Consider the following 26,808-nt stretch of genomic DNA (forward strand, 5'->3'; position numbering starts at 1 on the left):
CAGATATGAGTGATGGACCGATGGGTGACGCCGGATGTGGAGAACTCCCGGTCACGACGGGCGAGCGCCGGGCTAGAGCTCGACCGTCAGCAGAGGTCGAAGCGAACGTCGAGTCTCCTCGGCCATGTCCACGGAGTCACGATCGAGCAGCCACTGCAGCTGGAGACCGTCCATCATCGCGATGAGCATGCGCGCTGCACTCGCGGGTTCGACGCCGTCCACCAGCTGACCCTCGCGCGCCATCACCTCGAAGGAGACGGTCATCCCGTCGATCAACCAGCTGTACCGCCGGACGAAGTGTTCGTGCGCCGGGTGGTCCGGTGAAGTCGCCTCGGCGGACAGGACGCAGTGGAGCTCGACGAGACCGGGGACGCGCATGTTGTGCTCGACGAGGCGGAGGAGCCCGCGGATACCTTCGATGCCGCTCCCGATCTCGATGCCCGACTCCTCGCGATCCCGGTCGTCACGGAAGTCGAGGATCGCGGCGAGCAGATCGTTCTTGGTCGAGAAGTGGTGGAGGAGGCCGGCCTGGCTCATGCCCACGCGCTCCGCGACCTCGCGGAGCGATCCGCTGCGGAAGCCCTGCTCGGCAAAGACGTCCATCCCCGCCTCGAGGATCTCCCGGCGTCGTGCCGCCGTCTTGGCGTAGCTGCCGCGGGAGCGGCCCGTCTGCGTCACCGTCATCCTGCGATCGTATCGGGCGTGCGGTCCGCCGGCGAAGGGTCCCGAGGCACCCCCAGCCCGGTACTTCCCCAGGTCCCTGTCGTACGGTGTCGCCATGAGACGCCGCATCGAGCCCGTGTACGACACCGCCGTCGGTGTCGGTCGCTCCCTCTTCGGCTTCTGGCGCCTGCGCCGTCACACCAGCGGCATCGAGCACCTGCCCGACGAGGGTGGTGCGGTGATCGCGATGACCCACTTCGGGTACCTCGAGTTCGCACTCGTCGAGTGGGCGACCGTGCTCCACAACCGCCGCCGCATCCGGTTCATGGCCAAGCAGGGCGCCTTCGACCAGCCCATCGTGGGCCGTCTCCTCCGGAGCATGCGGCACATCGCCGTCGACATGCGTGCCGGTGCGGCCGCCTATGCCGACGCCGTCGCAGCGCTCCGCAGCGGCGAGCTGGTCGGGGTCTTCCCCGAGGCCGGCGTCAGCGCCTCGTTCACCGTCCGCGAGCTCAAGTCGGGCGCGGTCCGCCTCGCACAGGAGGCCGGCGTGCCGATCATCCCCGTCGCGGTCTGGGGTGGTCATCGCCTCCTGACGAAGAACCACCGGGTCGGCTTCCGCGAACGGTTCGGGGTCCCCGTGCACTTCTCGTTCGGCGAGCCGATCACCGTCGCGCCCGGCGCCGATGTGGGCGCGAGCACCGAGCAGCTCCGCGACCGCCTCCAGGGCATGATCGACGAGATGCAACGCGACTATCCCGTCGACGGCACCGGGGCGTGGTGGCAACCTCGCGCTCTGGGTGGGACGGCTCCGACGCCTGCCGAGGCTGCAGCCGCCGACCTCGAACGCGAGCGCCGACGCGAGGCGCGTCGGCAGACGACGAGCTGAGCGGACGTCCGCCGCGGTCTATCCTGTGGAGGTGCCACCTCTGACCTCGTCGACCCACCCCGCAGGGCGTCGTCGCTCTGACAGCCCGCGCCCCGAGCGGAGCGTGGCACCGTGAGTCGTGGGTGGAACGGCTTCGTCGCGAAGTCGACGTGGCTCCCGAAGTCCTGGCGCGAACGCGCTGAGCGCGCGCTGTCGGAGACCCCCGCGGCGCCGATCGCACCGGATACGAACGGCGCCGAGTCCGCAGCGGACCACTCGCCACGGCGCACGCCGGATCCCACGCCTCGGGCGACGCCGACGCCCGAGGCGCTGCAGCCCGACGATTCGGCGCCACTGGACGGCGGTGACGCGCACGCACCCCGGACGCCCGTCGCCGGCACGGACGTCGACGAGGCGACCTCAGCCGACGCGCGGTCCACGACCCGCCTGGTGGACCCGGTCGCCCTCCCCGTCACCGCGTCCGCCCCGGTCGTCCCGCTGAGCGTCGCCATCACCGATTTCGAGCTCGCCGACGACTCCGTCATCGGCCCGGCATCCGTCCTCGACAACCTCGAACTCACGAAGGCCGCCGTGACCCGGGTCGCATCGGCGATCCTCACGACCGAGGGCCCGATCGCCGTCCCTCGCCTCGTGACCATCGTGGCTCGGCGCTTCGGCGTCGACCGACCGTCCGAGGAGTCCCGCACCGAGCTGTCGGCGCTGGTGACGGACGCGTTCGTCGTCCAGAACGGCTTCGCCTGGCCCACCGGACTCGACGTCGTCACGTGGCGAGGCGTCCGCCGGGTCGTGCATCGCGACCACCGCGCGGTCACCGACATCAGTCCCGCGGAGATCTGCAACGCCATGGAGCTCGTGATCACCGCGAGCCCCGATCACGAGGTCGACCGCGAGCAGCTGCCGATGCAGGCGGCGTCCGTGCTCGGCTACGGTCGCCTCGGTGAGACCGCTCGACGCTGGCTCGACCTGACACTCGCCCAGGCGGTGCTCCACGGTCGTCTCATCGAGGACGGCGAACGCATCCGTCTCCCCTGACACAGGTCGTTCAGCGGACGGGTGGACCCTGCTGGCCGAACGGCAGGCTCGTGTCGGTGACGCCGTCGATGAAGGCGTCCATGCGCTGGAGGTTGAACCGACCCTGGTCGTTGAGCAGGAACTGGTACTCGTGCTCGAGCCCTGGCCGGAAGTCCGGGTTGAAGATCATCGATTGCACATCCACACCGAGGCCCTGGAGCCTCGCCTTGAACTCGACCGACTGCGGGTAGAGCGGATCCCAGTTGCCCACCGTGATGTACGTCGGCGGATACTTCGCGGTCAGGTAGTCGACGACGGACGCGGACGCCACCTCCGGTCGGGTCTTGTAGTCGCGCGCACCGAAATACGACCAGAGCACCGTGTCGAGGAACCACCCGAAGCTGCCCTCGGCGTTGACCAGGCTGAGGTCGTACGCCCCGCACGCGAGGACCACCCCGGCGAGCTGCTCCGGCTCGATCGGCGATTCGACCTTGATGGAGCTGGCGTACTCGGAGCTCGTGACCACGTTCGCGACCTGAGCGGCGATCTGGGCACCGGCGGAGTCGCCGGCGAGGATGAGCTTGGACGAATCCACGTTGAGCGCGCGTGCGTTGGCGTCGAGGTAGCCGAGCGAGTCGGCGACCTGCTCGATGGGCAACGGGTACTGGCCCTCCGGCGCGATCGTGTACTCGACCGCGACCGCCGTGTACCCCTCTCCGGCCAGCACGCGCATGTAGTTGGAGATGAGTTCCTTGCTGCCGGAGATCCAGGCTCCGCCGTGCACCCACACGATCGTCGGGAGGGCCGCGCCACTCCCGCGGACGCCATCGGGCGTGTAGACGTCGAGCAGCGCGTCCGCGTCGCCGGAGCGGTACGGGATGTCCTGTCGGACGTCGACACCGTCTGGGACGTACTTCACGAGGTCCGATTGCACGACCTTCGCCCGCTCGTCGAAGGCCATGCGGATGACCATCGAGCCGGGCCACGGGGTCAGCTGCAACCAGACGAAGATCACCAGCGCGATGGCGAGGATCACGCCGATGATCCAGAACATCGTGTTGCGGACGACACGGAGGAAGCGCGCGAAGCCCGAGCGAGGGGGTGCTGTCCTCAAGCGATTCACCTCCTGGCGGGTCTGGACGGCGGCGCTGCCTGGCGGAACACGAACGTCCAGTCTCGCATTCGATCGGACACCCACTGCGCCCCGGAAGTTTTTCGACGGATTTCATGACGAATGCCCACTGAGCTGCGTCTTACCCGATGACCGGACATCATCACCGGTTTCCAACGCAGACGAAGGAGAACGCCATGAGTGCATCGGACAAGATCCAGAACGCCGCTGAGGACCTCGCGGGCAAGGCGAAGGAAGCCCTGGGCAAGGTCACCGGCGACGACAGCAAGGTCGCAGAGGGCAAGGCCGACCAGACGAAGGCCGACGCCAAGAAGGCCGGCGAGAATGTCAAGGACGCGTTCAAGCACTAGTCCTCGCGGTACAGTGGCTGCCCCCGCCCACCGGCGGGGGCGGTAACACGGTCGACCGGCACCCCGTTCGATCCAGCGATCACATTTGGAGACATCATGAGTTTTCTCGGCTTCCTGCTGCTCGGCCTCATCGCCGGCGCCATCGCCAAAGCAATCCTTCCGGGCCGTCAGGGTGGCGGTTGGTTGATCACGCTGCTGCTCGGCGTCGTCGGCGCACTGCTCGGCGGATGGCTCGGCGGCATCCTCTTCGGCGCGAACCTGCAGGAGTTCTTCTCGCTGCAGACGTGGCTCCTCGCCATCGGCGGTTCCATCGTCGTGCTCCTCATCTACGGTGCACTGACCCGCAACAAGAAGGCGTAAGCGCCTCCACACAGCACTCGGACGCCCGGCCCCTCCAGGGGGCCGGGCGTCCGTGCGTGCGGAGGTCGTCGCCGGCAGCTCGGTGTCCGCCGTTTCGGGGACTGTGTGGCGTCCCGAGTCCTGTCAGAATGTCTGATGTCCGATATCAGCATCTGATATGAGTATGAGAGGAGGGGGTCTCATGGACTTCTACCGGAAGCTGCTCGAGCTGCTCCGCGCGATCTGCGGCTGGGTCTGACCCGCACGCACGAACGCCCGGTCCACCAGGACCGGGCGTTCGTGCGTCACGCTGCGACCGGAGTCAGGCGCGCTGGCCCTCGTGCTCGCCTTCGCCGATCTCCTCGACGAGCTTCGCATTGAAGGCCGGGAGGTCATCGGGCGTGCGGCTCGACACGAGTCCCTGGTCGACGACGACCTCCTCGTCCACCCAGGATGCACCCGCGTTGCGCAGATCCGTCTTCAGGCTCGGGTAGCTCGTGAGTTCGCGACCGCGGACGACGTCCGCCTCGATGAGGATCCAGGCGCCGTGGCAGATCACCCCGACCGGCTTGCCCTGCTTGAAGAAGGCCTTCGCGAAGGCGACCGAGGCCTCGTCCACGCGGAGGTCGTCCGCATTGACGACACCGCCGGGCAGCACCAGTGCGTGGTAGTCGTCGGAGGAGGCCTCGGCGACCGCGACGTCGACGGGCTGGACGTGTCCGTTCTTCCCGGTCACATCCTGGGTGGCGGGCGACACCAGTCGGGCGGTCGCTCCGGCTCCGGTGACCGCCTCCCAGGGGCTCGTCAGTTCACTGTCCTCGTAGCCGTCCGTGAGCAGGAAGGCCACCTGCTTGCCGTTGAGTTCTGCGCTCATCGTCGCTCCAATCCGTCAGCGTCGAGACACCGTCCGGCGCCTCGCCAGCGACGATACGCTCGGCCCCACCGCTCGGACCCGGGCTTCCGCCGAGCGCGAACGGGGTTGCTCAGGCGTCGCAGGCGATGCCGTCACCGTCCCGATCGAGGTCGTAGACGTCGCTCCCGACGACATACACCGGGCCGGGCGTGTACGCCGGGCCGTTGCCGCTCCCGCCGGCGCAGTCGACGTCGCTGGCGATCGGAACGCACTGCCCCTCGTAGTTCGGGTCGCACCCTCCACCGGCCGGCTCGGCGACCGGCGCAGGAGGCGGCGGAGCGGGTTGCCGCGTCCCGACGGACGTCACCTGCGCGATCGGTTGGACCGACACGAGCTGCGCGACGAGCTCTCGAGCGATCTCGACCCCGGCTCGCGTGGTGACGCGGTAGGTGTTCGTCTGCTGCCCGGGGACGCCCGCCGTCGTCACGACGACCTGACCGACGTCGATGTCCGGGTCCTGGACCTCGGTCACCGCGAACGGGATCTCCACCACCTCGGTCACCTCGGTGACGACGTCGGTCGGGGTGGGGGTCGGCGTGGCACTCGGTTCGGCGGCGGACGTCCCCTCCGGAGCCGACAACAGCGCCGCCGGCCGGGGCGCGACCGGGTGGATGGCCGCGTTGGCGCCACCACCCACGACGACCAGGCACAGGGCGGCACCGATCACCGCGGCCGCCATCCCGCGGTTGCGGATCCCGAGGGAGGAGACGCGACCACGGACGAGCGCGACCGCACCGATCACCATGGCCACCAGGGCGACGAGTGCGAGCATCGCCCAGAACGCGCCACCGACGGCGCTGACGAGCAACAGTGCTCCGACCAGGCTGAGCAGGACGATGTGGAGCGGACCGAGGTGGCGCGTCCGGGTCGCCACAGCAGCAGCAGGGACGGCGGCCGGGGGAGCGGGCACGGCCGCCGGCACGCGTTGCCCACCCCAGCCGACTCCGGTCCACCATCGTTGCTGGCCGGGCTGCTCAGGATCGGGATACCAGCCTGCGGGAGAAGTCATGCCCTGATGCTGGGGCCTGGAGCAGGACGGCACAAGGTCCCCGAGTGGGGCGGGAGGGGATTCCTCCCCCGCCGTGTCGGGCCGCTCGTCAGAGTCCGACGAAGCGGATGGTCTGTTGCAGGCGCGTGCGGATGTCGAACAGCTGGTTGCCACCCATACGGTCGACGCCCGGGAGACCGGTGCGGAGGAGGTCGGCCAGGCGGGAGCGCTCGACGAGCACCGTCACCGGATGCTTGCGACCGATGAACTCCACCGACTCCGGGGTCGCGCCGTCCGGCACGACGATGACGGAAGCCGTGAACTTCACCCGAGCCGCCTTCGCGACGGTCCGGGCCGAGCGCACGATCGACCGGACGGGCTCCTCGCGAGGATCGAGCGTCTCCCCGACGACCTCTCCACGGTGCACCCGGACCGGCCCACCCCAGTCCTCCGACTTGACCGCGAACAGGCCGGTCGGACCGAGGACGACATGGTCGAGCTTCGCTTCGCCCGGCGCCAGGACGTCGTGCCAGACCGTGTATCCGATGCCGAGCGTCGCCACGGTGCGCGCCGTCTGCTCCTCGGCGAGCGCGTTGGCCAACTGGTGCCGGATCTCGCGCGGAGCCGAACGGACGAGCTTCGGGTCGTAGGGGTCGTCGAGCGGGACACCACGGCCGACCCACTCGCGGATGAGCCCGAGATAGGCCTCGCGCGAGTCTCCGCCGGGGTGCCCGTAGGCGCGAGCGCGGGGTCGCGAGTCGGCGCGCTGCGTACCCGACCGACCCGTGCTCGACGCCGACCAGGTCGGAGCGTCGTCATCGCCCGCGTCGGAGGACGGCACGTTGCACCCGCGGTCGTAGGCGGCCCGGTCCTGCTCGGTTCCGACGCGCTCCCAGGCGAGCTGGACGGCGTTGAACTGCCGCGCGCTTCCGCCGAGGTCGGGGTGGGTCTCGCGCATGAGCCGTCGGTAGGCCCTCCGGAGCTCGTCCTGCGTCGCCGTCGTGCTCACGCCGAGCACCTCGTAGGGGCTGGCTGAGAGTGGGCTCTCCGGCATGGAGGGTGGTCGCTTTCGTCGGCGGCGTCGGTCGGTCCGACACGGCAGACTATCGCCATCACCTGGAAGACCGCCCGAACCGGCACCCGGTCGGCGCTGTGGACAACTCCAGCGAGCCAACGTACAGTTTGTTGTACTTGGAGGATGTTGATGCGTACCCTCAGTTATTCGGAATCCCGCGCGAACTACGCGGCCACCCTCGATTCGGTCCTCGACGACCGCGAGGAGGTGATCATCACCAGAGCGGGGCGCGACCCGGTCGTGATCGTCGCGCTCGACGACTACGAGTCCTTGAAGGAATCGGCGTATCTGCTGCGGACGCCGTCGAACGCACGTCGGCTCCTCCAGGCCATCGACGACCTCGAGGCCGGCACGGGCACCGAGCACGACCTGGTCGAGTAGTCGGCGTGCGGCTCATCTGGTCCGACGCCGCCTGGGAGGACTACTGCCACTGGCAGCAACAGGATCGGCGCATCGTCAAACGGATCAATCTCCTCCTGAAGGACATCATCCGGAACGGCAACGAGGGCATCGGCAAACCTGAGGCGCTCAAGCACGGCTTCCAGGGATTCTGGTCACGACGGATCACCGACGAGCATCGGCTGGTCTACCGCCTCACGGACGACGGCGTCCTCATCGCCCAGGCGCGCTTCCACTACGAGTAGGGCCGGGGACCCGGAACACCTCAGGAGCTCGGCAGGAGGATGCCGTCGTCCAGCAGTGCGCGGACCCGGGGGAGGAGTTCGGCGCGGAGTTCCGCCGCATCGACCTCGACGAGCTGGGCGATCGCGTCGATGATGGCTCCCAGGGTCAACTCGCCGTCGCAGGCGCCGACGAGCCCCGCCAGGCCCGTGTCGATTCCCACCGAGCGGGCCAGGCCGCCACCCTGCCGCAGGGTCATCGCCGTCGGATCCTCGTCACCGGGCCAGTAGTGGCGCTCCTCGGTGACGTCGCCCGCGAGGATGACGCGTTCGCCGAGCAGCTGCTCGTCGTCGAGCGCGACCTGCCAGTCGTGTGCGAGGAGACACACGGCGAGGTGCGCACCGAGCCCGGCGGCGTTCGAACCCGCCTGCCCGTGCAGCCGCTCGAAACGGCGCAGCGGCGTGGACGGGTCCGATCGACGGAGCAGGACATAACCGAAGCCGACGCCGATCACAGCCCGAGCCGCGAAGTCGTCGAGCCAGGCTCCCGCGAGGCGCTCGAACTCCGGCGTCCCGAGGCGGGTGCCACCGTCCCTGATCCAGGTCTCCGCGTATTCGGCCGGATCCTGCACCTCGCGCTCGATGACCCAGGCGTCGACCGGTTCCGGACTGCGCTCCACCCATCCGGCCACGCGGTCGAGCCCGTCGGCACCGTCTCGGTACTCCCAGTTCCCGAGGAACTGCGCGACTCCGCCGGGCGTCAGATGCCGGGCGGCCTCGAGGAACACCGACTCCACGAGCGCATCGCCGACCAGACCGCCGTCGCGGTATTCGTAGCTCGGCACGCCCTCGGCGCGCGGGGTGATGACGAACGGCGGGTTGGAGACGATGCGGTCGAACCGTTCACCGGCGACGGGTTCGAACATGCTGCCGTGGCGGAATTCGATCGAGTCGATGCCGTTCAGGCGCGCGTTGAGTGCGGCGAGCTCGAGTGCTCGTTCGGAGATGTCCGTCGCGACCACGTGATCCGCGATCCGCGACAGGTGGAGCGCCTGGATGCCGCACCCGGTCCCGAGGTCGAGTGCCGTTCCGATCCGCTCGGGCAGGATGATGCCGCTCAGGGTCATCGACGCGCCGCCGACGCCGAGGACGTGCTCTTCGCCGAGCTCGTGACCCAGCGCGAGCTCTCCGAGGTCGGAGGCGATCCACCACGCACCGCTCCCGTTGGCGTCGACCCAGGCGTACGGACGCAGATCGACGGCCGGGGCGACCGACCCGTCGTCACTCAGGCCGACGAGACCGAGCGCCACCGCGCCATCGAGGCCGAGCGACGGCAGTGCACGCGCCGCGTCATCGGCCCCCACGGCGACGCCGAGCACGAACAGCGTCGCCAGCGTCGCGATCGGTTCAGTGCCGGCCGTCCGGCGGCGTTCGCCGAGCGAACGGATCGCCACGACCCGGTTGGAGCGGTGCAAGGCCGCCTCGGCCGTCTCGCCCCAGAGACCGCGCACCCGTTCCACCGTGTAGCCGGCCGCGTCGAGGTCGGAACGGAGGAGGTCGATCAGTCGCTGGTCCACGCCCACCAGTGTGCCAGCTGCGGGGTGGGCCGGATCGCCCACCCCGCAGCCGCCGTCAGCGATCCGTGGTGAGGATCGCGTCGAGGTCCTCATCGGTCTGCTCGTCGTGCTCCTCGAGCCCGCGCTGCGCGGCCTTCGCCGTGCGCTTCCGCTCACGCTTCTCCAGACGGCGCTCGGTCCGGCGCTCCAGGAGCAGGTACAGCACGGGCACGAGGATGAGCGTCAGGAGCGTCGACGACACCAGACCACCGATCACGACGATCGCGAGCGACTGCGAGATGAACACCCCACCGCCGGTGAGGCCGAGCGACATGGGCACGAGCGCGAAGATGGTCGCGCAGGCGGTCATGATGATCGGCCGCAGACGGAGTCGGGCTCCGTGCAGGACCGCGTCGTCGATGCCGTCGCCCCGAGCCCGGTACGAGTTGACCAGGTCGATGAGGACGATCGCGTTCGTGACGACGATGCCGATGAGCATGAGGAGGCCGATCATCGACGGGATGCCGAGCGGGGTCCCCGTGATGAGCAGGGCCGCGATCGCGCCGGTCGCCGCGAAGGGCACGGAGACCAGCAGGATGAGCGGCTGCAGGAGGCTCCGGAACGTCGCCACCATGACGATGAAGACGAGCACGATCGCGATGAGCATCGCGAGGCCGAGCTGGGCGAACGACTCCTCCTGATCCTGGGCGACACCACCGACCGAGGCGGTGACCCCGCTCGGCAGGTCCAGGCCGTCGAGGCCCTCCCGGACGGCGAGCGTCGTCGCGCTGAGGTCGTCACCCGTCGGCGTCGCCGACACGGTCACGGTCCGGACGCCGTCGATACGCGTGATCGCCGCTGCGGCACGTTCCTCGCCCACCTGCGCGACGGCGCTGACCGGGATCGGGACGGCGCTGACGTTGGCGAGGTCCTTCTGCGCCTGGGTGAGGCGGTCCGCCTCCGCCTGCTGTTCGGCGGCCTCGCTCTCGGCGTCCCGCATCGCTTCCAGCTGCTCGTCGATGGTCGTGATCGAGCCTTGGAGCTGGGAGATGGCGTCGCTCAGTCCGGCGAGTTGGGCGGCGCGTGCCTCGTAGGCCTGTCGTGCCGCCTCCTCCTCCGGTGTCGTGGGCGTGACCGGCGGCACCTCGACGGGAGCCGCTTGCAACGCACTCAGCTGAGCCCGCAGGGCGTCGAGCTGCGAGGCCGCGGTCGAGCGGGCGTCCTGGAGTTCCGAGCGCTGGGTCGCGGCCTGGGATGCCGCCTCGTCCTTCGCGCGCTGGGTGGCCTCGTCCTGCTCGGCCGTGAGGGCGTCGGTCGCGGCCTTCTGAGCCGCGGCCTGCTGCAAGGCACTGACGGGAAGGGGGAGTGCGGCGATCTCGGCCGGCGTCGTGCCGACCCGCTGCGAGCGGACGATGATGTCGCGAGACGCTCCCTCGAGGATGACCGAACCCATCGGCGTGCCGCGGAGCGCGCCGGCGATGGCCTGGCCGATCTGTTCCTGCGTGAAGCCGTACCGGGCGGCGGCGGCGCGGTCGACGTTCACCTTGAGCAGGCCCTGCTCGTCGGCGAGGTCGCTCGTCGCATCGCGGAGGCCGTCCGTGCCGCCGAGCATGTCCTGTACCGCGGCCGCCGCCGTGGCGAGCGCCGCGGGGTCCTCACCCTGCAGTGTGACCTCCATGCCGCCTCCGCCACCGGTGAATCCACCGGCGGCATCACCGACGGTGACCTCGCCGACGTCGTCGAGCTTCGCCACGGCGTCCCGGATGGTGTCGGCGACGCCCTCGCGCGAGCTCTCCTCACCGACGGTCACGCTGATCTGTGCCGTGTTGCTCGAACCGTTCCCACCGACGGTGGTCAGGTACCCGGACACGCCGGCGGTCTTCGCGAGGACCGCTTCCACGGCCGCGGCCGCGTCGCTGGTCAGGTCGAGGCTCGTCCCCTCCGGGAGTTCCTGCGTGACCGTGACGGTGTTCTCGCCCCCGATGTCGCCGAGGTAGTCGGTCTTCAGGAACCCGGCCGAGACGATCGTCCCGGCGAACACGACCGCCGCCACGAGCAGGGTCACGACCGGACGCTTCAGGGCGGTGCGCAAGACCGGCAGGTAAGCGCGCTGGAGCTTCGAGTACGCCTCGGACTCGTCCTCGACGACGGACGCCGCTTCGGTGGCCGCGTCGTCGGTGGCCTTGCCGACAGCCGGGGCGGAGGAGCCTCGCATGAACCAGTAGGCGAGCACCGGCACGATCGTGAGCGAGACCACGAGGGATGCGATGAGCGCGACCGACACGGTGACGGCGAACGGTCGGAACAGCTCGCCGACCGTCCCGCCGACGAAGGCGACCGGGAGGAACACGGCCACGGTCGTGATCGTCGACGCGGTCACGGCACCGGCGACCTCGCGGACCGCCTCGACGACGCTCGTGGTCGTCATCGCCCGCCCGGTGTGCCGACGTTTGATGTTCTCGATCACCACGATCGAGTCGTCGACCACTCGCCCCACGGCGACGGTCAGCGCCGCGAGCGTGAAGATGTTGAGCGAGTAGTCGCCGATCCACAGACCGATCATCGCGATGAGGAGCGAGAGCGGGATCGACACGGCCGTGATGATCGTGGACCGGATCGACAGCAGGAACACCAGGATCACGATGATCGCGAACAACAGCCCGAGCCCGCCCTCGACGGAGAGGTCGTGGATGGACTGCTCGACCATCGGCGACTGGTCGAAGACGACGGTGAAGGCCGCACCCGAGCCGAGCTCCTGCTCCAGCCCGGGGAGGGCGTCACGGATGGTGTGGGCGAGTTGGACGGCGTTGGCCGACGGGTCCTTGAGGATCGTGAGCGACAGCGACGGGAGGCCGTCCGCCCGGGCGATGGAGGTCTCCGCTGCGGGCACGAGCTCCACGTCCGCGACGGCGGAGAGCGCGAAGGGCCCGTCCTCGTGCTGGATGGGGAGCGCCTGCACTTCGGCCAGCGAGCCGACGGCCGAGCCGACCTCGATCGAGAGCTCCTTGCCGGCGTCGACACTCGTGCCGGCAGCCGTGATGACGCCGCTCGCCTGGACGGCCGCCATGACCTCCTCCGCGGTCACCTTCTTGGCCGCGAGGTCGGCCGGACGCATCGTGATGACGAGCTGCGTGGCGTTCTCGCCCGCGAGATCGACCTGGCGCACGCCGGCGATGCCGCGGAGCGCGGGGAGCACGGTGGTCTCGACCTTGCCTGCGAACTCACCGGACTCGTCCTCGGACGCGACCGCGAGCTGCAGCACGGGGATGTCGTCGCTGCCGCCCGCGTAGACCTCGGTGGTCGTGTCGCTCGGAAGCGTGCTCTTCAAGCCGGCGAGGGCGCTGCGGATGTCACCAACGATCTTCTCGTCGTCCTGCCCGAAGTCCCAGCTCACCTGCACGGACGTGGAACCGCTGACCGACGTCGAGGTGACGCCGGTGACGCCCTTGACCCCCTGCACCGCCTGCTCGACGGGCTTCGTGACCTCGCGCTCCACCGACGACGGCGAGGCGCCGGGGTACGTCGCGGCCACGACGGCACCCGGCTGCTGCACGGACGGCAGCAGCTCCTGCTTCAGGGAACCGACCGCGAAGAGTCCGAAGGCCACGATCGCCGCGGTGATGAGGCCGACGATCAGTCGATTGGCGAGGCTGAGCCTCGTGAGGAATGACATGGAAGGACGGGCCTCTCGGTCGCGGAGTGGGCGCCATCCGCCCGACTCCACGCTATGGAGCGCCGCCGCCGGTCACATCCGCACGAGGATGGACCTGAAACGGCACCGGCATCCGCCGATCGGACGACATCGGTGGTCCCGCGGTACCAGCCTCGACCGCGAGGAAGCTGCGCCTTGACGGCACGGTCCTCCGATACCGGGCGTACCCTTGATACCCGAGTGCGCGCCGCGGGGTGCGCCGGAGCGAGGAGGGTACGTGGATCTGCAGGCCGTCGACCTCCCCAGGTTGCGCCGCGACGCACAGCTCGAGCGCGAGGTCATCATCGAGCACCGCGCCCGCGACGGCGAGGACCCCTGGGACTTCCTGCCCTCGATGCCGACGGTCGACGAGCTCGTCGTCGCCGTCCTCCGGGACGACGCACTGCACGCCCGGGGTCTGGCCGCTCAGCACGCGATGGCTCGGCTGGCCGGGTACTCGTCGCTCGACGACGCGCAGGATCACCGCGACAACGCGGACCACCTCGAGTACGAGGTGCTCCGTGAGATCGCCCGCGTGCACCCTGAGTTGACCCGAGCGGTGTGGCGGATGTCCGGCAAGGTCGCCCGGCCGCCGTGGGAGGGCGACGACGCCGAGTAGAACGGCGTGACAACAGGGTCGAGCGGGCGCATAATCAAAATATGCAGCCAGCTGATCGTTTCCGCGCATGACGGAGTCCACGCCCTCCGCGAAGCCTGAGCGCTCGCCGTCGGACCGTCGCAAATGGTTCGGCCTCGTCGTCATCAGCATCGCCGTGGCCCTCATCATCGTCGACTCGACAATCGTCAACGTGGCGATCCCGTCGATCGTCGACGACCTCGGGATCTCCTCGACCCAGGTGCAGTGGGTCCAGGAGTCCTACACGCTCGTCTTCGCCGCCCTGCTCATCGTGTTCGGTACGCTCGCCGACCGGTTCGGCCGTCGTCGGATGCTGCTCGTCGGCGTCGTGGTCTTCGGCGGAGCCTCCGTCTTCGCCGCCGTCGCGCCGACGGGCGACCTCCTGATCCTGTCCCGGGTCATCCAGGGCGTCGGCGGCGCGATGATCCTGCCGACGACCCTCTCGATCATCAACGCGACCTTCCGAGGCCGCGACCGTGCGATCGCCTTCGCGGTCTGGGGCTCCACGATCGGCGGCATGGTGGCAGTCGGTCCGCTCCTCGGCGGCTGGCTCACCACCGACTTCTCCTGGCGCTGGGCGTTCGGGATCAACGTGCCGCTCGGTGTCCTCATCATCGTCGGACTCCTCCTGTTCGTGGGGGAGTCACGGGAACCCGCGACCGACCGCATCGACGTGGTCGGTGCCGTCCTGTCCATCCTGACGAGCGCGACCCTCGTCTACGGACTCATCGAGGGCCGGAGTCTCGGGTGGTGGCTCACGGAGAACCCGCTCGTCATCGGGGACTGGACCTGGCCGTTCAGGCTCTCCCCGGTGCCCGTGGCCCTCATGGTCACGGTCGTCGCAGGCGTCGCGTTCGTCCTCTGGGGACGCCACCGGATGCGGCAGGGGCGCAGCACGATCATCGCGTTCTCCCTGTTCTCGCTGCCGTCGTTCCGGAACGGCAACATCGCCGCCCTCATCGTCTCGCTGGGGGAGTTCGGCATCATCCTCTCACTGCCGATCTGGCTCCAGTTCGTCCTCAGTTACAGCGCACTGCAGACCGGTCTGATCCTCCTGGCCCTCGCGATCGGCTCCTTCGTCGCGAGCGGGTTCGCCGGCGCGTTCGGCAACCGGGTCGCGCCCGTCCTCATCGTCCGCGTCGGCATCGTCGCGGAGATCATCGGTGTCGCGGGTATCGGGCTGGTCGTCGGGCCGGCGACCGAATGGTTCGCGATCGTCCCGTTCCTGTTCGTCTACGGCTTCGGCGTCGGTCTCGCCACCGCACAGCTGACGGGCGTCGTCCTGAAGGACGTACCCGTCGAGCAGAGCGGCCAGGGCTCCGGGACGCAGAGCACGGCGAGACAGATCGGCTCGGCCCTCGGTATCGCCGTCCTCGGGACCATCCTCTTCGTCAGCACGGCGTCGGTCCTCGACGGACGACTCGAGGACGCCGGTGTACCGGCCGAACAGCGCGACGCCCTCGTGACGAGCGTCGTCGACAGCTCGGGCGCCGCCATCGCCGGTCTCGATGCGAACCCGGCGACTGCGACGGTGGCCGAGGACGCCAGGATCGCCCTGTCGGACGGCACCCGCTCCGCGGCGTTCGCCGCCGCAGGATTCCTGGCGGTCGGCTTCCTCGCCACCCTGTCGCTCGGGTCCGGGCGCCGAGAGGATCGACCGGGCGACGCCGGAGCACGAGCAGGCGGGACGGACTCGTCCGACACGTCCGACCCGGCCCCGCGGGCGTAGGGCGCGAGGCCACCTCACACCCCCGCCGGCGGCGCAACGGCGTCTCCCAGGACACCAGCACCCAGGTTCGACTGGGAGGCCCCCGTACAATCGTCACCGGACGGCTCCGCCCGAGCGGACCGTCCCCACCGCCCATGACACGCCACCGCCACCGCCCACGCCTCCTCAGCGCCCTCGCAGCAGCCGCGCTGTCGTTCGCCGTGGTGTCCGCCGGCGGTTGGTCCACGGGTTCCAGTGCGATCGCCTCACCCGAGCTGAGCGCGAACACGGCATCGACTCCCGACGGCCTCGTGTCCGTCGAGGTGAGCCCGAGCGACGGGGGAGCGGTCGAACCCTCGTCCCTCACCTCGTTCGGCATCACGCTCACGAACGGCACCGACGCCGATCTCCCCGCCGGCTCCGTGTCCGTGGCGGTCACCACTGCGAGGATCACCGGCACGGCGGCGCTCGACGCCTGGCTCGACACGACCGGGGCGGACGCGGCCGCGACCCCCGCCGGCACCACCGTGGTGCGGACGATCGACATCCCCGAGCTCATCGCCGGACAGCAGTACGTCGTCAGCGGGCTCGACTTCACCCCTCCGGCGCTGGGCTTCGACGACACCGACGCGTGGGGCTCCTACGGCGTCTCAGCCGGCTACGTCGCGGGCGACACGGCGGCCGGAGGTCGGACGGCGCTCGTCTGGCGGGCGCAGGGCCAGCCCACGTCCGCCACCGTCGCGCTCGTGGCCCCGCTCACCGCGCCGCTCAGCTACGGCGGACTCCTCGATGCGGACGAACTCACCGAGCTCACGGCCGACGACGGTGCGCTCACGACGCAGCTCGACGCACTCTTCGGCGAGCAGATCGCGCTCGGGATCGACCCTCGCATCATCGCGTCCGTCCGCGCGCTCGGCACGCGCGCCCCGGAGAGCGCCGTCGCCTGGCTCGCCCGCCTCGAGGCCGCACCCAACGAGACCTTCGCGCTCCAGTACGGCGACGCCGAACCCGCCGTGCAGGCCGAGGCCGGCCTCGATCGACTGCTGACCCCGAGCTCGTTCTCCTTCGCCCTGAACGTCGCCGACTTCCCCGTCGTACAGCCGACCGAGACGCCCACCCCGACCGGGTCACCGACCACCAGGCCCGACGACGTCCAGCCGACGCCACAGGCGGGGTCCTCGACGACCACGTCCTCCGACCCGTCGGCGGCAGCCACTCCCTCGGAGGAACCGACACCCACACCGAGCCCGTCCGAGACGCCCGGCCAGGCGGTGCCGACCGTTCCGACGATGGACGAGCTCCTCAGCTGGAGTTACTCGCTCCCCAGCATCGTGTGGGCGGGAGGCGCGGTGACCGATGCGGATCTCGCCGTCTTCGCCGCGTCGGGCGGAACGGTCACGATGCTCGACTCCGCGAACACGACCGACACCGGCCAGACCGTGCGCGCCTCGGCGACGATCGGCGCGTCGCAGACGCTGCTCGCCGACCACGGCCTCGCCGAGTCGCTGGGCGGCGCCGCCGCCGCCACGACGGACGCCGCGTTCGAGAGCGCCATCGCCGACGTGAACGCCCGGGCTGCCGCCATCGGCACGGAGGGTTCGTCGGGCGGAACGGTCGTCGCCGTGCTGCCTCGGGGAGTGGACGCGACCCTCCCAGCCCTCGGTGAGACCGTGAACGCGCTCCGCTCCCTGCCGGCCACGACGCAGACCTCCCTCGCGGCGACGCTCGCCGAACCCCCGGCGGCGGCGACGCTCGGGGCGATGACACCCGACAGCGAACGCGTGTCCGACGTGCAGGTCCTCCTCGACGAGGAACAGGACGTCACCGCCTTCTCCTCGGTGCTCGACGAACCCGAGCTGCTGACCGGACGGGAACGCGCCACCCTGCTCTCCAGCCTCGCGGCCGGCTGGCTGCGTGCGGAGGACGCCTGGGGATCGGCGGTCACCGCCCAGCAGGAACGGACGGACACGGTCCTCGCATCGGTGCGCGTCACCGACAGCAGTCGCATCAACATGGTCGGCGGCGAGGTGTCCCTGCCGTTCGCCGTTCGCAACGACCTGCCCTATCCCGTCACCGTGGTCATGGAGGCCTCACCGAGCAACGGTCGGTTGAGCATCTCCGGTTCCGTGACGCAGGAGATCGCCGCGGACTCGCGAGCCACCGTGCTCATCCCCGTGCAGTCGCAGATCGGCAACGGCGACGTCACCCTCCGGCTGCAACTCTTCAGCACCAGCGGGCAGGCGATCGGTGACCAGTCCTTCGTGGGCGTGAACGTCCGCGCCGACTGGGAGGGCATCGGTGCCGTCGTCCTCGCCCTGCTCGTCGCCCTGCTGTTCGTCAGCGGTGTGGTCCGCATGGTCCTCAGTCGACGAGCCAAGCGACGCGCGTCGGGCGGCACTTCCGCCGCCTCCGCAGCTGCTCCGGACAGCGGTCAGCCCCCGGGCGATGAGCCCCCGGTAGAGTCGTCACCCGGACGACAGGAGACGAATGGCTGACGGCATCGGCAGGGCGAGCGCGCTCCTCGCCTCGGGAACCCTCGTCTCCCGACTGCTCGGCTTCGTCAAAGCGATCCTCGTGGCTCAGGCCATCGGCGTCCTGGTCATCGGTGACACCTTCGCGATCGCCAACCAGCTCCCGAACACGATCTACGTCATCATCGGTGGCGGCGTGCTGAGCGCCGTGCTCGTGCCGCAGATCGTGCGAGCGGGGATCCATACCGACGGCGGCAACGCCTACATCAACAAGCTCGTCACCATCACCCTCGTCTTCATCGGCGGGGCCACCGCGCTCATCACCCTGCTCGCACCCGTGTTCGTGTTCATCGTGGCCGCGACGCTGTCGCCTGATCAATTCGCGCTCGCGACGACGTTCGCCTACTGGTGTCTCCCGCAGATCCTGTTCTACGCGCTCTACACCGTCCTCGGCGAGGTCCTGAACGCACGCAAGATGTTCGGGCCGTTCACCTGGGCGCCGGTGCTCAACAACGTCATCGCGATCGCCGGGCTCATCGCCTTCATCACCCTGTACGGCAGCGGCGACCTCGCGGTCAGCGAGTGGACCGATGGTCGAACGGTGCTCCTCGCAGGCTCCGCCACCCTCGGCGTCGTCGTCCAGGCCGCCTTCCTCATGCTGTTCTGGCGTCGGGCCGGACTGCGTTTCCGACCGGACTTCCAGTGGCGAGGCGTTGGCCTCCGGGCCACCGGACGGATCGCCAGCTGGACCTTCGGCATGCTGCTCCTGACGACCGGTGCCGGGATCGTCGAGACCCAGATCGTCGCCTCCGTGAGCGATCAAGGGCCCTCGGTCGCGATCCTCAACTACGCCTGGCTGATCTTCATGCTCCCGCACTCGATCATCACCGTCTCGATCGCGACAGCCTATTTCACGCGGATGAGCGAGCACGCGCAGGGCACACGCGAGCGCGGACGGGACATCCAGCGACTGCAGGCCGACATCTCCGGGGCCATCCGCGTCGTGAGCGTCCTCATTGTGCTCGCAGCGGCCGTCATCATGGTGGTCGCCGTGCCATTCGGGAGCGTCTTCGCCGAGACGTTCGAGCAGGCGCAGGCGATGGGTGGCATCATCATCGCCTTCGTGATCGGACTCGTCCCCTTCTGCATCCTCTTCGTCCTCCAGCGCGCCTTCTACGCCCTCGGAGACACGAAGACGCCCTTCTTCTTCACCCTGTTCCAGACCCTCCTGTTCGTCCTCCTGGCGCTGATCGTGCTCCTGGTCCTCCCACCGCATCTGGTGGGTGCCGGCGTCGCGCTCGCCATCACGATCGCGTGCGTCGCACAGACCGTGGTCGCCGCACTGCTGCTCCGGCGCCGGCTCGGGGGTCTCGACGGCCGACGCATCGTCCTGAGCCTGGTGCGGTTCATCGCCGCCGCCGTGCCCGCCGCCGTGGTCGGCGTCGTCGTGCTGCTGCTGCTCGGCGGTGTCAGCGAAGAGGGGTTCCCGACCGCCACGATCCCCGGCGCCATCGTCACCATGGCCGTCGTCGGGGCGGTGATGGCCGCCGTGTACCTCGCGGTGCTCGCCATCCTGCGCACGCCGGAGCTCAAGGCTGCCTTGGCACCCGTCCTCGCCCGATTCGGGCGCTGACGCGCACGCGTCGGCACCACCCCAGGCACCCCGACTGAGAGCTGCCCGAGGGCCCTGGGGGAGCGGAATAGCGGCCGGTTAGGATGTGTTACACCACTCGGAACCCCGGAACCCACCTGGTCCGGGAGCCCACGAACCACTGAGGAGCATCGTGCGTCAGGTCATCATCATCGGATCAGGACCCGCCGGCTACACGGCGGCGATCTACGCTGCCCGCGCCTCGCTGCAGCCGCTGCTCGTCGCATCATCGGTCGAGGCCGGAGGCGAGCTCATGAACACCACCGAGATCGAGAACTTCCCCGGCTTCCCCGAGGGCATCCAGGGCCCTGAGCTCATGATGAAGCTCCAGGAGCAGGCCGAGCGGTTCGGCACCGAGGTGCTCTACGACGACGTCACCGAGCTCAAGCTCGACGGCGACGTCAAGACGGTCACCCTCGGCAACGGACAGGTGCACGAGGCGCACACCGTGATCTTCGCCACCGGCTCCGCCTACCGCAAGCTCGGTCTACACGACGAAGAGCGGCTCTCGGGCCACGGTGTGTCCTGGTGCGCCACCTGCGACGGCTTCTTCTTCAAGGAGAAGACGATCGCGGTCATCGGTGGCGGCGACAGCGCCATGGAGGAGGCCACCTTCCTCACGCGGTTCGCGTCGAAGGTCTACGTCATCCACCGCAAGGACACCCTCCGCGCGTCGAAGATCATGCAGGACCGCGCGTTCGCGAACGAGAAGATCGAGTTCATCTGGAACAGCGAAGTCGCCGGCATCACCGGTGCCGAGGCGGTCGACGGCGTGACCCTGCGCTCGACCATTGACGGCACGGAGACCCACCTGCCGCTCGGTGGCCTGTTCATCGCGATCGGCAACGACCCGCGGACGCACCTCATCCACGGCCAGCTGGAGCTCGCCCCCGAGGGCACGATCGCCGTCAAGGGCCGCTCGTCGAAGACCAACCTCCCCGGCGTCTTCGCCGCGGGCGACGTCATCGACCCCACGTACCGACAGGCCATCACCGCCGCCGGCAGCGGCACCATCGCCGCCCTCGACGCGGAGCACTACCTCGCAGACCTCGAGCAGGCTGCTGGGGAAGCGTCGGCCATCGGCGAAGCACAGACCGCGGGTCGCCCGCAGCCGGCCGACCCCGTGCTCACCACCACCGTTTGATCGACGGCCAGGCTGTCGGCCTGGCCACCACGAAGGAGAACACTCATGTCAGATGCAGTCACCGAGGCCACGTTCGACGAACTGGTCATCAACAGCGACAAGCCCGTCCTCGTCGACTTCTGGGCCGCCTGGTGCGGACCGTGTCGCGCGGTCGGCCCGATCCTCGACACGATCGGCTCCGAGAACAGCGACAAGATCACCGTTCTCAAGCTGAACGTCGACGAGAACCCGAACCTCGCCATGAAGTACCAGATCACCTCCATCCCTGCGATGAAGGTCTTCAAGGGCGGCGAAGTCGTGCAGACCGTCATCGGCGCCAAGCCGAAGGCCGCACTCGAGAAGGATCTCGCAGCTTTCATCGCCTGATCAGGTCATTCTGAACCACTGAACCGCCCGGCTCATCCGAGTCGGGCGGTTCTTCGTTAGTGGGGTGTTTCACGTGAAACACAGCGAATTGCGCTCTGACCAGCGATTCTCAAATCAAACAGAATGTGTCTGTGGCACTTCGACAAGCTCAATGACCGCGATGCGGCGACCGCCTATCAAGCTTGATAACCCAACTTCTCGGTCCCTGAGCTTGTCGAAGGGTGCGGGAATTTCAAGGCCGAGCTACCCCTGTTTCACGTGAAACAACGTCAGGAAGACTGACCGAAGCCCGACTCGCCAAGCTCGCTCAGGATGCGGTTGAGATCGGCGATGGTGGCGAACTCCACGACCATCTGGCCCTTCTTCGCACCGAGGGTCACCTTCACACGGGTGTTCAAACGGTCGCCGAGACGGTCCGCGATCTCATCGAGTTGGCCGCGTCGCGATCCGGCGATCGGACGCGGCTTCTTCGCCTGAACACCCTGAGCCGCCGCAGCTTCGGCCGCGCGGACGGACAGGTCCTCGTTCACGATCTTGTCGGCCAGGCGCTGCTGTGCCTCAGGATCGGTCAGCGACAGGATGGCTCGGGCGTGTCCGGCGCTCAGCACACCGGCAGCGACGCGCTGCTGCACGGCCGCCGGCAGCTTGAGCAGGCGGATGGTGTTGCTGATCTGGGGGCGGGACCGCCCGATGCGGTTGGCAAGCTCGTCCTGGGTGATTCCGAAGTCGGCCAGGAGCTGCTGGTAGGCAGAAGCCTCCTCGAGCGGATTCAGTTCTGAGCGGTGGAGGTTCTCGAGCAGCGCGTCGCGCAGCATGTCCTCGTCGGCGGTGTCCTTGATGATCGCGGGGATGCGGTCAAGACCCACCTCCTTCGAGGCTCGAAGACGCCGCTCACCCATGATGAGTTCGTATCGTTCGTCGTCGCCAGGGATCGGTCGGACCACGATCGGCTGCAGGATGCCGACCTCACGAATGCTCGTGACGAGTTCCGCGAGGTGGTCTTCATCGAAGACCGTCCGCGGCTGGTTGGCGTTCGGCACGATGAGTTCGGGGGAGAGGTACGCCAGACGGGCACCGGGAACGGCCACGAGCTGCGGTCCATCTGCCGTCGTAGCAGCGGCGTCCGGGCCAGTGGGGGCGTCGGCTGCCGCGGCCTCTGCTGCGGCGGCGTCGGCGGCTGCGGTCGCAGCGTCCTTCGCTGCCTTGCGGGCAGTGCCCTGGTTGTCGGGGAAGAAGACGTCGACGGGACGGTTCGCCTGCGAGTCTGAACTCGTCGTCGGAATGAGTGCACCGATCCCGCGACCGAGTCCAGTTCGTTTCGTTGCCATCAGTGACTGACTCCCTCAGGGTGGTTCGTATCGGGTGTATCGGAGGAGCCTGCGGCCCATCGGTTGGCGATCTCCGCCGCTGCTTCGAGATAGGACACCGCGCCGAGCGACGTGGGGTCGTAGCTGATGACGCTCTGTCCGAAGCTGGGCGCCTCGGAGATACGCACCGCTCGTGGGATGACGGACTCGAGGACCTGCCCGGTGAAATGGTCTCGGACGTCCTGAGCCACCTGCTGCGCAAGGTTGGTGCGCCCGTCGTACATCGTCAGGAGGATGGTGCTGACGGCGAGCCCTGGGTTCAGGTGCCGCTGGATCAGCTGGATGCTGCTGAGGAGCTGACTCAATCCCTCGAGCGCGTAGTACTCGCACTGGATGGGGATGAGCACCTCCTTGGCCGCAACGAAGGCATTGATCGTCAGGAGTCCGAGGGACGGTGGGCAATCGATCAACACGTAGTGGAACGGCTCATCGGCATCCTGGATGAACTGTTCGAGGGCCGTCCGGAGTCTATGCTCACGGGCCACCTGTGAAACGAGTTCGATCTCCGCACCGGCGAGATGGATCGTCGAGGGAGCGCAGAACAGCGTGGGGAACTCGGGGCTCTGCTGGACGACATCGGCCAGGGGGAAGTCGTCGATCAGGACGTCGTAGACGCTCGGGACGTCGGAGTGGTGCTCGACGCCGAGTGCGGTGGACGCGTTCCCCTGGGGATCCAGATCGATCACGAGGACACGAGCGCCCGAACGGGCGAGGGCGGCGCCGATGTTGACAGTGGTCGTCGTCTTGCCGACCCCACCCTTCTGGTTGGAGACCGTGAAGACCCGAGTGTGGTCGGGCGTCGGCAGGGTTGCGTGAGCCAAGGCCTTACGCCTCTCAGTCAGATGATGGAGCTCGCGAGCCAACGGCGTGGACGCGTCGAAGGCGCTACCAACGGAGTCGCGCTCGGGAGCCGCGGAATGCGTTGGTTCGGGTTGTTTCACGTGAAACCTTCTCGCTCGAAACGTGTAGTTCAACCGTACCAGCGTGGGCTGACGCCGGGGGAGCGATCTCCGAGTCTGCTCGGGGGAAGTGCGTACGCATGCAGGCCCCAGAGCGCCATTTCGCGACACACGCATCTCGTCGAACGCCCCGAGTGGTGCCCAGCAGGGACGCCTCGCCTTCCATCTTCCACAGGGTTATCCACAGGGCAGCGGTATGCGCAATCCCGCGCAACCGCGTGCGCTTCGCGCGTGGAGGTCGATGCTGGTCCGATCGACCCGAGACGAGCCCAGCGGACGTGTGTTGACAACCATGGGTGAGGTCGCTCCGCGATCAGGCAGAGATCCGCGTCTTTCCGCGGAAGTTCGGACCCGAACGCCACATTCCGCGTCCGACAGGTCCAGGCTCCTGCCCCGGCGCGCATTGGCCACAGAGTGGTGGTAGACGGATTGTGGTCCGCGTCTCTCCGAGAGACCACCACCTTCTGCGGTTGCGCTCGAGAACTGTCCACAGAGTTATCCACAGGCGTCATCTCCACACACGTGTATGGATGAGCACCGTGGGACTGGCACCAGTCCGCGCCAGCGTTTCACGTGAAACCAAGGTGTGGCGCACGCCGAGCCACCCGACGGCTCGCATCGGTGGGCACCCCTGCGGCCTCTGGCCACAGCCCGCATCGCCTCACCGGCTTATACGACACGAGGGGGAGCGATAGCGGCGCGACATTACACAACCGTTCCAGCCCCGCACTCGAAGTCGCACTCGACCGCTGTTTCACGTGAAACACTCTCGACAGGATCAACGCAACGGATGGGTGTGACCTTGAGCGCGAGCCAACCGGCGACCGCGCGTGGTGCCCGTCGAACTCCACTGATCACCACCACCGCGCTACAGCAACGCAGGGAAAGATTGCAACTCATGTTCCACGTGAAACGTCGAATATGGAGCCGATCCAGCCACGACGGCCTCCCTCGGGAGGGTACCCACTGAGAGAGCTGAGTACACGACTCCCAGTCCGATATGAACCACTTCTGAGAACGAGAGACCCCCGCAAGTGGGATCCTTCCACGTTCCACGTGAAACGTCGTGCAATCTCAATGTTCGGGCACCGAGCACCCTCTCGAAGCCGACTCTGCGCGCAAATTCATGCATCGTCAATCGGGAGCACGCCTGCTCCGCCCAGGCCGACAAGAGTCACGAGCACGACCACCGAAGTGCCGGCGCACGTCGACACATGGTCACGCCGACCGGCCCCCGTGCAGCGCACCTCACCGCCCGGTCGAGGAGAGCGGGGGCGAGCAGCAGGTTGCTCGGATCTGAACGCACCGCGCGACGCCAGCACCTCCGAGAGCGGTCGCCTTCGACGCAGGCGGTGGCACCAGACCGACCATCCTCGACCTACCGAGCGGTGGTTCTCCCAGCACTTCAGCCAACACCGACCCACCGGCGGACATGAGTCTTCCGACGGCCGGGCACCAGTCAGCCTGTAAGCGCCTGAGGAACTGGCGGAATGCGCACCTCGCCGCAGGAGCCCGACGGCACCATCCGCCGCGTGATGAACCACCGCGAATCAGTCGAACGTGTGGGACGGGGCTACGCATCTTCCCTGCAACCAAGGGCGGACACGGGCCTACCCGGACTTCGAACAAAGGCCGCAGATCCCTGACGAGCACGCCCGGATCACCAAACTGGGAGGTTCACCATTGCCGCCAACACTCGGCCGTCATCTCCGAAGGGGCGGTCGGACGGTCGGCCACCGCGTCGAGCATCGGCGTCTGGGTGCGACGATCGGCGGAGCGTGGAGCATCGCCGCTCGCCAGTGGCCATGCCGACCCCGCATCACAGGAACGGGATGACGGACCAAGAAAGGAACATATATGAGATACCAGAGAATCCAGGGCTGACAAACGTCAGAAAACACTCGAATCTAGCCCGCCCAACGCACCGGATTCGTGTCCGAATGGACCAGAGAATCGTTCCTGACGAACTCAGGACCGCTGAACGGGCCGCATATTCCGGGCCGGTTCGTCAGGAGCCATTCTCCCGAGGGCTCACAAACCGACCGATATCGTCTGCGGTGCCCCTCACGGACGCCCGAGTGCTCCCGACCGACCTCAGCCGCGGACGGTTCCCACGATGACTCGGGTCGGCTCCGCCAGAACGCCCTCGCCAAGCGTTCGAACCTCGACGCCGGAGACCCGGTACTTGCGAAGCTCTTTGGTCGACGCGTCGACTTCCGCCTGCGCGCCGGCGCCCTTCATGAGGACCAGCTCTCCGCCGTCCCGAAGCAGGGGAGCGGTGAGGGGGAGCAACTTCCGCAATGCGCTGACCGCCCGAGCGGTCACCTGGTCGAGGGGCTCATCGAGGCGAACCTCCTCAGCGCGCGCTCGCACGACGGTGACGTTCTCGAGCCCGAGGACCCCAACCTGGTCGTTGAGCCAGGCGACCCGACGTTCCATCGGTTCGATGAGGACGAACTCGACATCTGGCCGCGCAATCGCGAGCACCAGTCCAGGCAGCCCCGCGCCTGTGCCGACGTCGCCGACTCGCCCGGCACGAAGGAGCGGTGCCACGATCACGCTGTTGAGGATGTGGCGCGTCCACAGACGCGGAAGTTCCAGGGGCCCGATCAGCCCGAGAGGCTCGCCGAACTCCGCCAGGTTCGCGGCGAAGGCACGACCGACATCGATCCGGTCGCCGAACAACTCGGCTGTTTCCGCCGGTTCCGGTTCGAGTCCTACAGGCACGTCAGTCATCGCAGTTTCACGTGAAACGATCAGGCCGCGTCAGCCGCGCGTGATGACGGTGTGACGGTCGCGGCCTTCGCCGTGCGACTCGGACACGAAGCCGCGAGCCGACACGATGTCGTGGACGAGCTTGCGCTCGTAGCTCGACATCGGGGGGAGTGCCGCCTCGGTGGAACCGGCCTCGATGCGCTCGACCGCTCGCTCCACGAGGGCGCCGAGCTCCTGCTGACGCGCTTCCCGGGATCCGCCGATGTCGAGGATGAGCCGGGAGAAGCCACCGGTACGGTTCTGAACAGCCAGACGCGTCAGCTCCTGCAGCGCGTTGACCGTGTCGGGACGCGACAGGAGACGCAGGTTACTCTCCGTGGGGGAGTCGATCGACACGTACGCACGACCATTGCGGGCATCGATGTCGATGTCGCCATCGATGTCGCAGATGTCGAGGAACTCCTCGATGTAGTCCGCTGCGACGTCGCCCTCTTCTTCGAGCTGCGTGATGGTGGGTGCTTCGTCCTGGGCCGGGGCCAGTTCCTGGTCAGTCACCGATACTC

The 26,808-nt window shown here is 68.5% G+C and carries 23 protein-coding genes; 12 read left to right on the forward strand and 11 right to left on the reverse strand.

All coding sequences use genetic code 11. The features are described 5' to 3' along the window. Positions 1-72: 72 nt before the first annotated feature. The gene (locus tag HOW07_RS07900; protein ID WP_071262019.1) at positions 73-684 is read right to left on the reverse strand and encodes a TetR/AcrR family transcriptional regulator; all 612 of its coding nucleotides are present in this window, start codon (positions 682-684) and stop codon (positions 73-75) included. A gap of 94 nt (positions 685-778) precedes the next feature. Here HOW07_RS07900 and HOW07_RS07905 point away from each other — a divergent pair, with 94 nt between their 5' ends. After that, positions 779-1,552 (forward strand): 1-acyl-sn-glycerol-3-phosphate acyltransferase, encoded by a 774-nt coding sequence (locus HOW07_RS07905; RefSeq protein WP_121292784.1) that lies wholly within the window; start codon positions 779-781, stop codon positions 1,550-1,552. Positions 1,553-1,663: 111 nt separating this feature from the next. Further along, positions 1,664-2,584, forward strand: a complete 921-nt coding sequence (locus HOW07_RS07910; protein ID WP_175116599.1) for a hypothetical protein — start codon at positions 1,664-1,666, stop codon at positions 2,582-2,584. 10 nt (positions 2,585-2,594) lie between these two features. On the opposite strand, the gene HOW07_RS07915 is transcribed toward HOW07_RS07910, so the two are convergent. Further along, a complete protein-coding gene (locus tag HOW07_RS07915) occupies positions 2,595-3,677 on the reverse strand; it encodes an alpha/beta hydrolase (protein WP_175116600.1) in 1,083 nt (360 codons plus the stop codon). A gap of 194 nt (positions 3,678-3,871) precedes the next feature. Here HOW07_RS07915 and HOW07_RS07920 point away from each other — a divergent pair, with 194 nt between their 5' ends. Continuing rightward, entirely contained in the window at positions 3,872-4,045 is a 174-nt protein-coding gene (locus tag HOW07_RS07920) for a CsbD family protein (RefSeq protein ID WP_064294062.1), read from the forward strand. A gap of 96 nt (positions 4,046-4,141) precedes the next feature. Continuing rightward, positions 4,142-4,405, forward strand: coding sequence for a GlsB/YeaQ/YmgE family stress response membrane protein (locus HOW07_RS07925; RefSeq protein ID WP_079003747.1), 264 nt, complete (start codon positions 4,142-4,144; stop codon positions 4,403-4,405). A gap of 301 nt (positions 4,406-4,706) precedes the next feature. On the opposite strand, the gene HOW07_RS07930 is transcribed toward HOW07_RS07925, so the two are convergent. The 3 genes from HOW07_RS07930 to HOW07_RS07940 form a co-directional block, all read right to left on the reverse strand. After that, positions 4,707-5,258, reverse strand: a complete 552-nt coding sequence (locus HOW07_RS07930) for a type 1 glutamine amidotransferase domain-containing protein (RefSeq protein WP_175116601.1) — start codon at positions 5,256-5,258, stop codon at positions 4,707-4,709. 109 nt (positions 5,259-5,367) lie between these two features. Next, entirely contained in the window at positions 5,368-6,306 is a 939-nt protein-coding gene (locus tag HOW07_RS07935; protein WP_121292792.1) for a G5 domain-containing protein, read from the reverse strand. A gap of 88 nt (positions 6,307-6,394) precedes the next feature. Next, the gene (locus HOW07_RS07940; RefSeq protein WP_121292794.1) at positions 6,395-7,339 is read right to left on the reverse strand and encodes a DnaJ domain-containing protein; all 945 of its coding nucleotides are present in this window, start codon (positions 7,337-7,339) and stop codon (positions 6,395-6,397) included. Between the two features lie 150 nt (positions 7,340-7,489). On the opposite strand from HOW07_RS07940, the gene HOW07_RS07945 reads away from it, so the two are divergent. Both HOW07_RS07945 and HOW07_RS07950 read left to right on the forward strand, forming a co-directional pair. Continuing rightward, positions 7,490-7,741: a type II toxin-antitoxin system Phd/YefM family antitoxin gene (locus tag HOW07_RS07945; protein WP_121292796.1), complete on the forward strand. Its 252-nt coding sequence runs from the start codon at positions 7,490-7,492 to the stop codon at positions 7,739-7,741. 5 nt (positions 7,742-7,746) lie between these two features. Then, the gene (locus HOW07_RS07950; protein WP_064294057.1) at positions 7,747-8,004 is read left to right on the forward strand and encodes a Txe/YoeB family addiction module toxin; all 258 of its coding nucleotides are present in this window, start codon (positions 7,747-7,749) and stop codon (positions 8,002-8,004) included. Between the two features lie 20 nt (positions 8,005-8,024). On the opposite strand, the gene HOW07_RS07955 is transcribed toward HOW07_RS07950, so the two are convergent. Beyond that, positions 8,025-9,650, reverse strand: coding sequence for a methyltransferase (locus HOW07_RS07955; RefSeq protein ID WP_175116602.1), 1,626 nt, complete (start codon positions 9,648-9,650; stop codon positions 8,025-8,027). Then, complete coding sequence (locus tag HOW07_RS19360; RefSeq protein WP_254628261.1) at positions 9,613-13,209, reverse strand: efflux RND transporter permease subunit; 3,597 nt, start codon at positions 13,207-13,209, stop codon at positions 9,613-9,615. Before HOW07_RS19360 ends, HOW07_RS07955 begins: the two co-directional genes overlap by 38 nt. A gap of 256 nt (positions 13,210-13,465) precedes the next feature. Between HOW07_RS19360 and HOW07_RS07970 the strand changes: the two genes are divergently transcribed. From HOW07_RS07970 to trxA, 6 genes are all read left to right on the forward strand, one after another. Beyond that, positions 13,466-13,846, forward strand: a complete 381-nt coding sequence (locus HOW07_RS07970) for a hypothetical protein (protein ID WP_064294055.1) — start codon at positions 13,466-13,468, stop codon at positions 13,844-13,846. 67 nt (positions 13,847-13,913) lie between these two features. Next, entirely contained in the window at positions 13,914-15,593 is a 1,680-nt protein-coding gene (locus HOW07_RS07975) for a DHA2 family efflux MFS transporter permease subunit (RefSeq protein ID WP_175116603.1), read from the forward strand. 134 nt (positions 15,594-15,727) lie between these two features. Beyond that, entirely contained in the window at positions 15,728-18,067 is a 2,340-nt protein-coding gene (locus HOW07_RS07980; RefSeq protein ID WP_175116604.1) for a DUF6049 family protein, read from the forward strand. Further along, positions 18,060-19,676, forward strand: a complete 1,617-nt coding sequence (gene murJ, locus HOW07_RS07985) for a murein biosynthesis integral membrane protein MurJ (protein WP_175116605.1) — start codon at positions 18,060-18,062, stop codon at positions 19,674-19,676. Before HOW07_RS07980 ends, murJ begins: the two co-directional genes overlap by 8 nt. Positions 19,677-19,827: 151 nt before the next feature. Then, complete coding sequence (gene trxB / locus HOW07_RS07990) at positions 19,828-20,838, forward strand: thioredoxin-disulfide reductase (protein WP_175116606.1); 1,011 nt, start codon at positions 19,828-19,830, stop codon at positions 20,836-20,838. 45 nt (positions 20,839-20,883) lie between these two features. After that, complete coding sequence (gene trxA, locus HOW07_RS07995; protein WP_079003760.1) at positions 20,884-21,204, forward strand: thioredoxin; 321 nt, start codon at positions 20,884-20,886, stop codon at positions 21,202-21,204. 269 nt (positions 21,205-21,473) lie between these two features. Here trxA and HOW07_RS08000 read toward each other — a convergent pair whose 3' ends face one another. From HOW07_RS08000 to HOW07_RS08015, 4 genes are all read right to left on the reverse strand, one after another. Further along, entirely contained in the window at positions 21,474-22,532 is a 1,059-nt protein-coding gene (locus tag HOW07_RS08000; RefSeq protein WP_121292806.1) for a ParB/RepB/Spo0J family partition protein, read from the reverse strand. Continuing rightward, a complete protein-coding gene (locus tag HOW07_RS08005) occupies positions 22,532-23,434 on the reverse strand; it encodes a ParA family protein (protein ID WP_276207400.1) in 903 nt (300 codons plus the stop codon). Before HOW07_RS08005 ends, HOW07_RS08000 begins: the two co-directional genes overlap by 1 nt. Positions 23,435-25,624: 2,190 nt before the next feature. Continuing rightward, complete coding sequence (gene rsmG, locus HOW07_RS08010; protein WP_121292810.1) at positions 25,625-26,266, reverse strand: 16S rRNA (guanine(527)-N(7))-methyltransferase RsmG; 642 nt, start codon at positions 26,264-26,266, stop codon at positions 25,625-25,627. A 30-nt stretch (positions 26,267-26,296) separates the two neighbouring features. After that, on the reverse strand, positions 26,297-26,800 hold the full coding sequence (locus HOW07_RS08015; RefSeq protein WP_064294041.1) for a R3H domain-containing nucleic acid-binding protein: 504 nt from the start codon (positions 26,798-26,800) through the stop codon (positions 26,297-26,299). Positions 26,801-26,808 lie beyond the last annotated feature (8 nt).

Source organism: Plantibacter sp. MCCC 1A11337 (genome assembly GCF_013349365.1).
In the GTDB taxonomy this organism is placed as follows: Bacteria; Actinomycetota; Actinomycetes; order Actinomycetales; family Microbacteriaceae; genus Plantibacter; species Plantibacter flavus_A.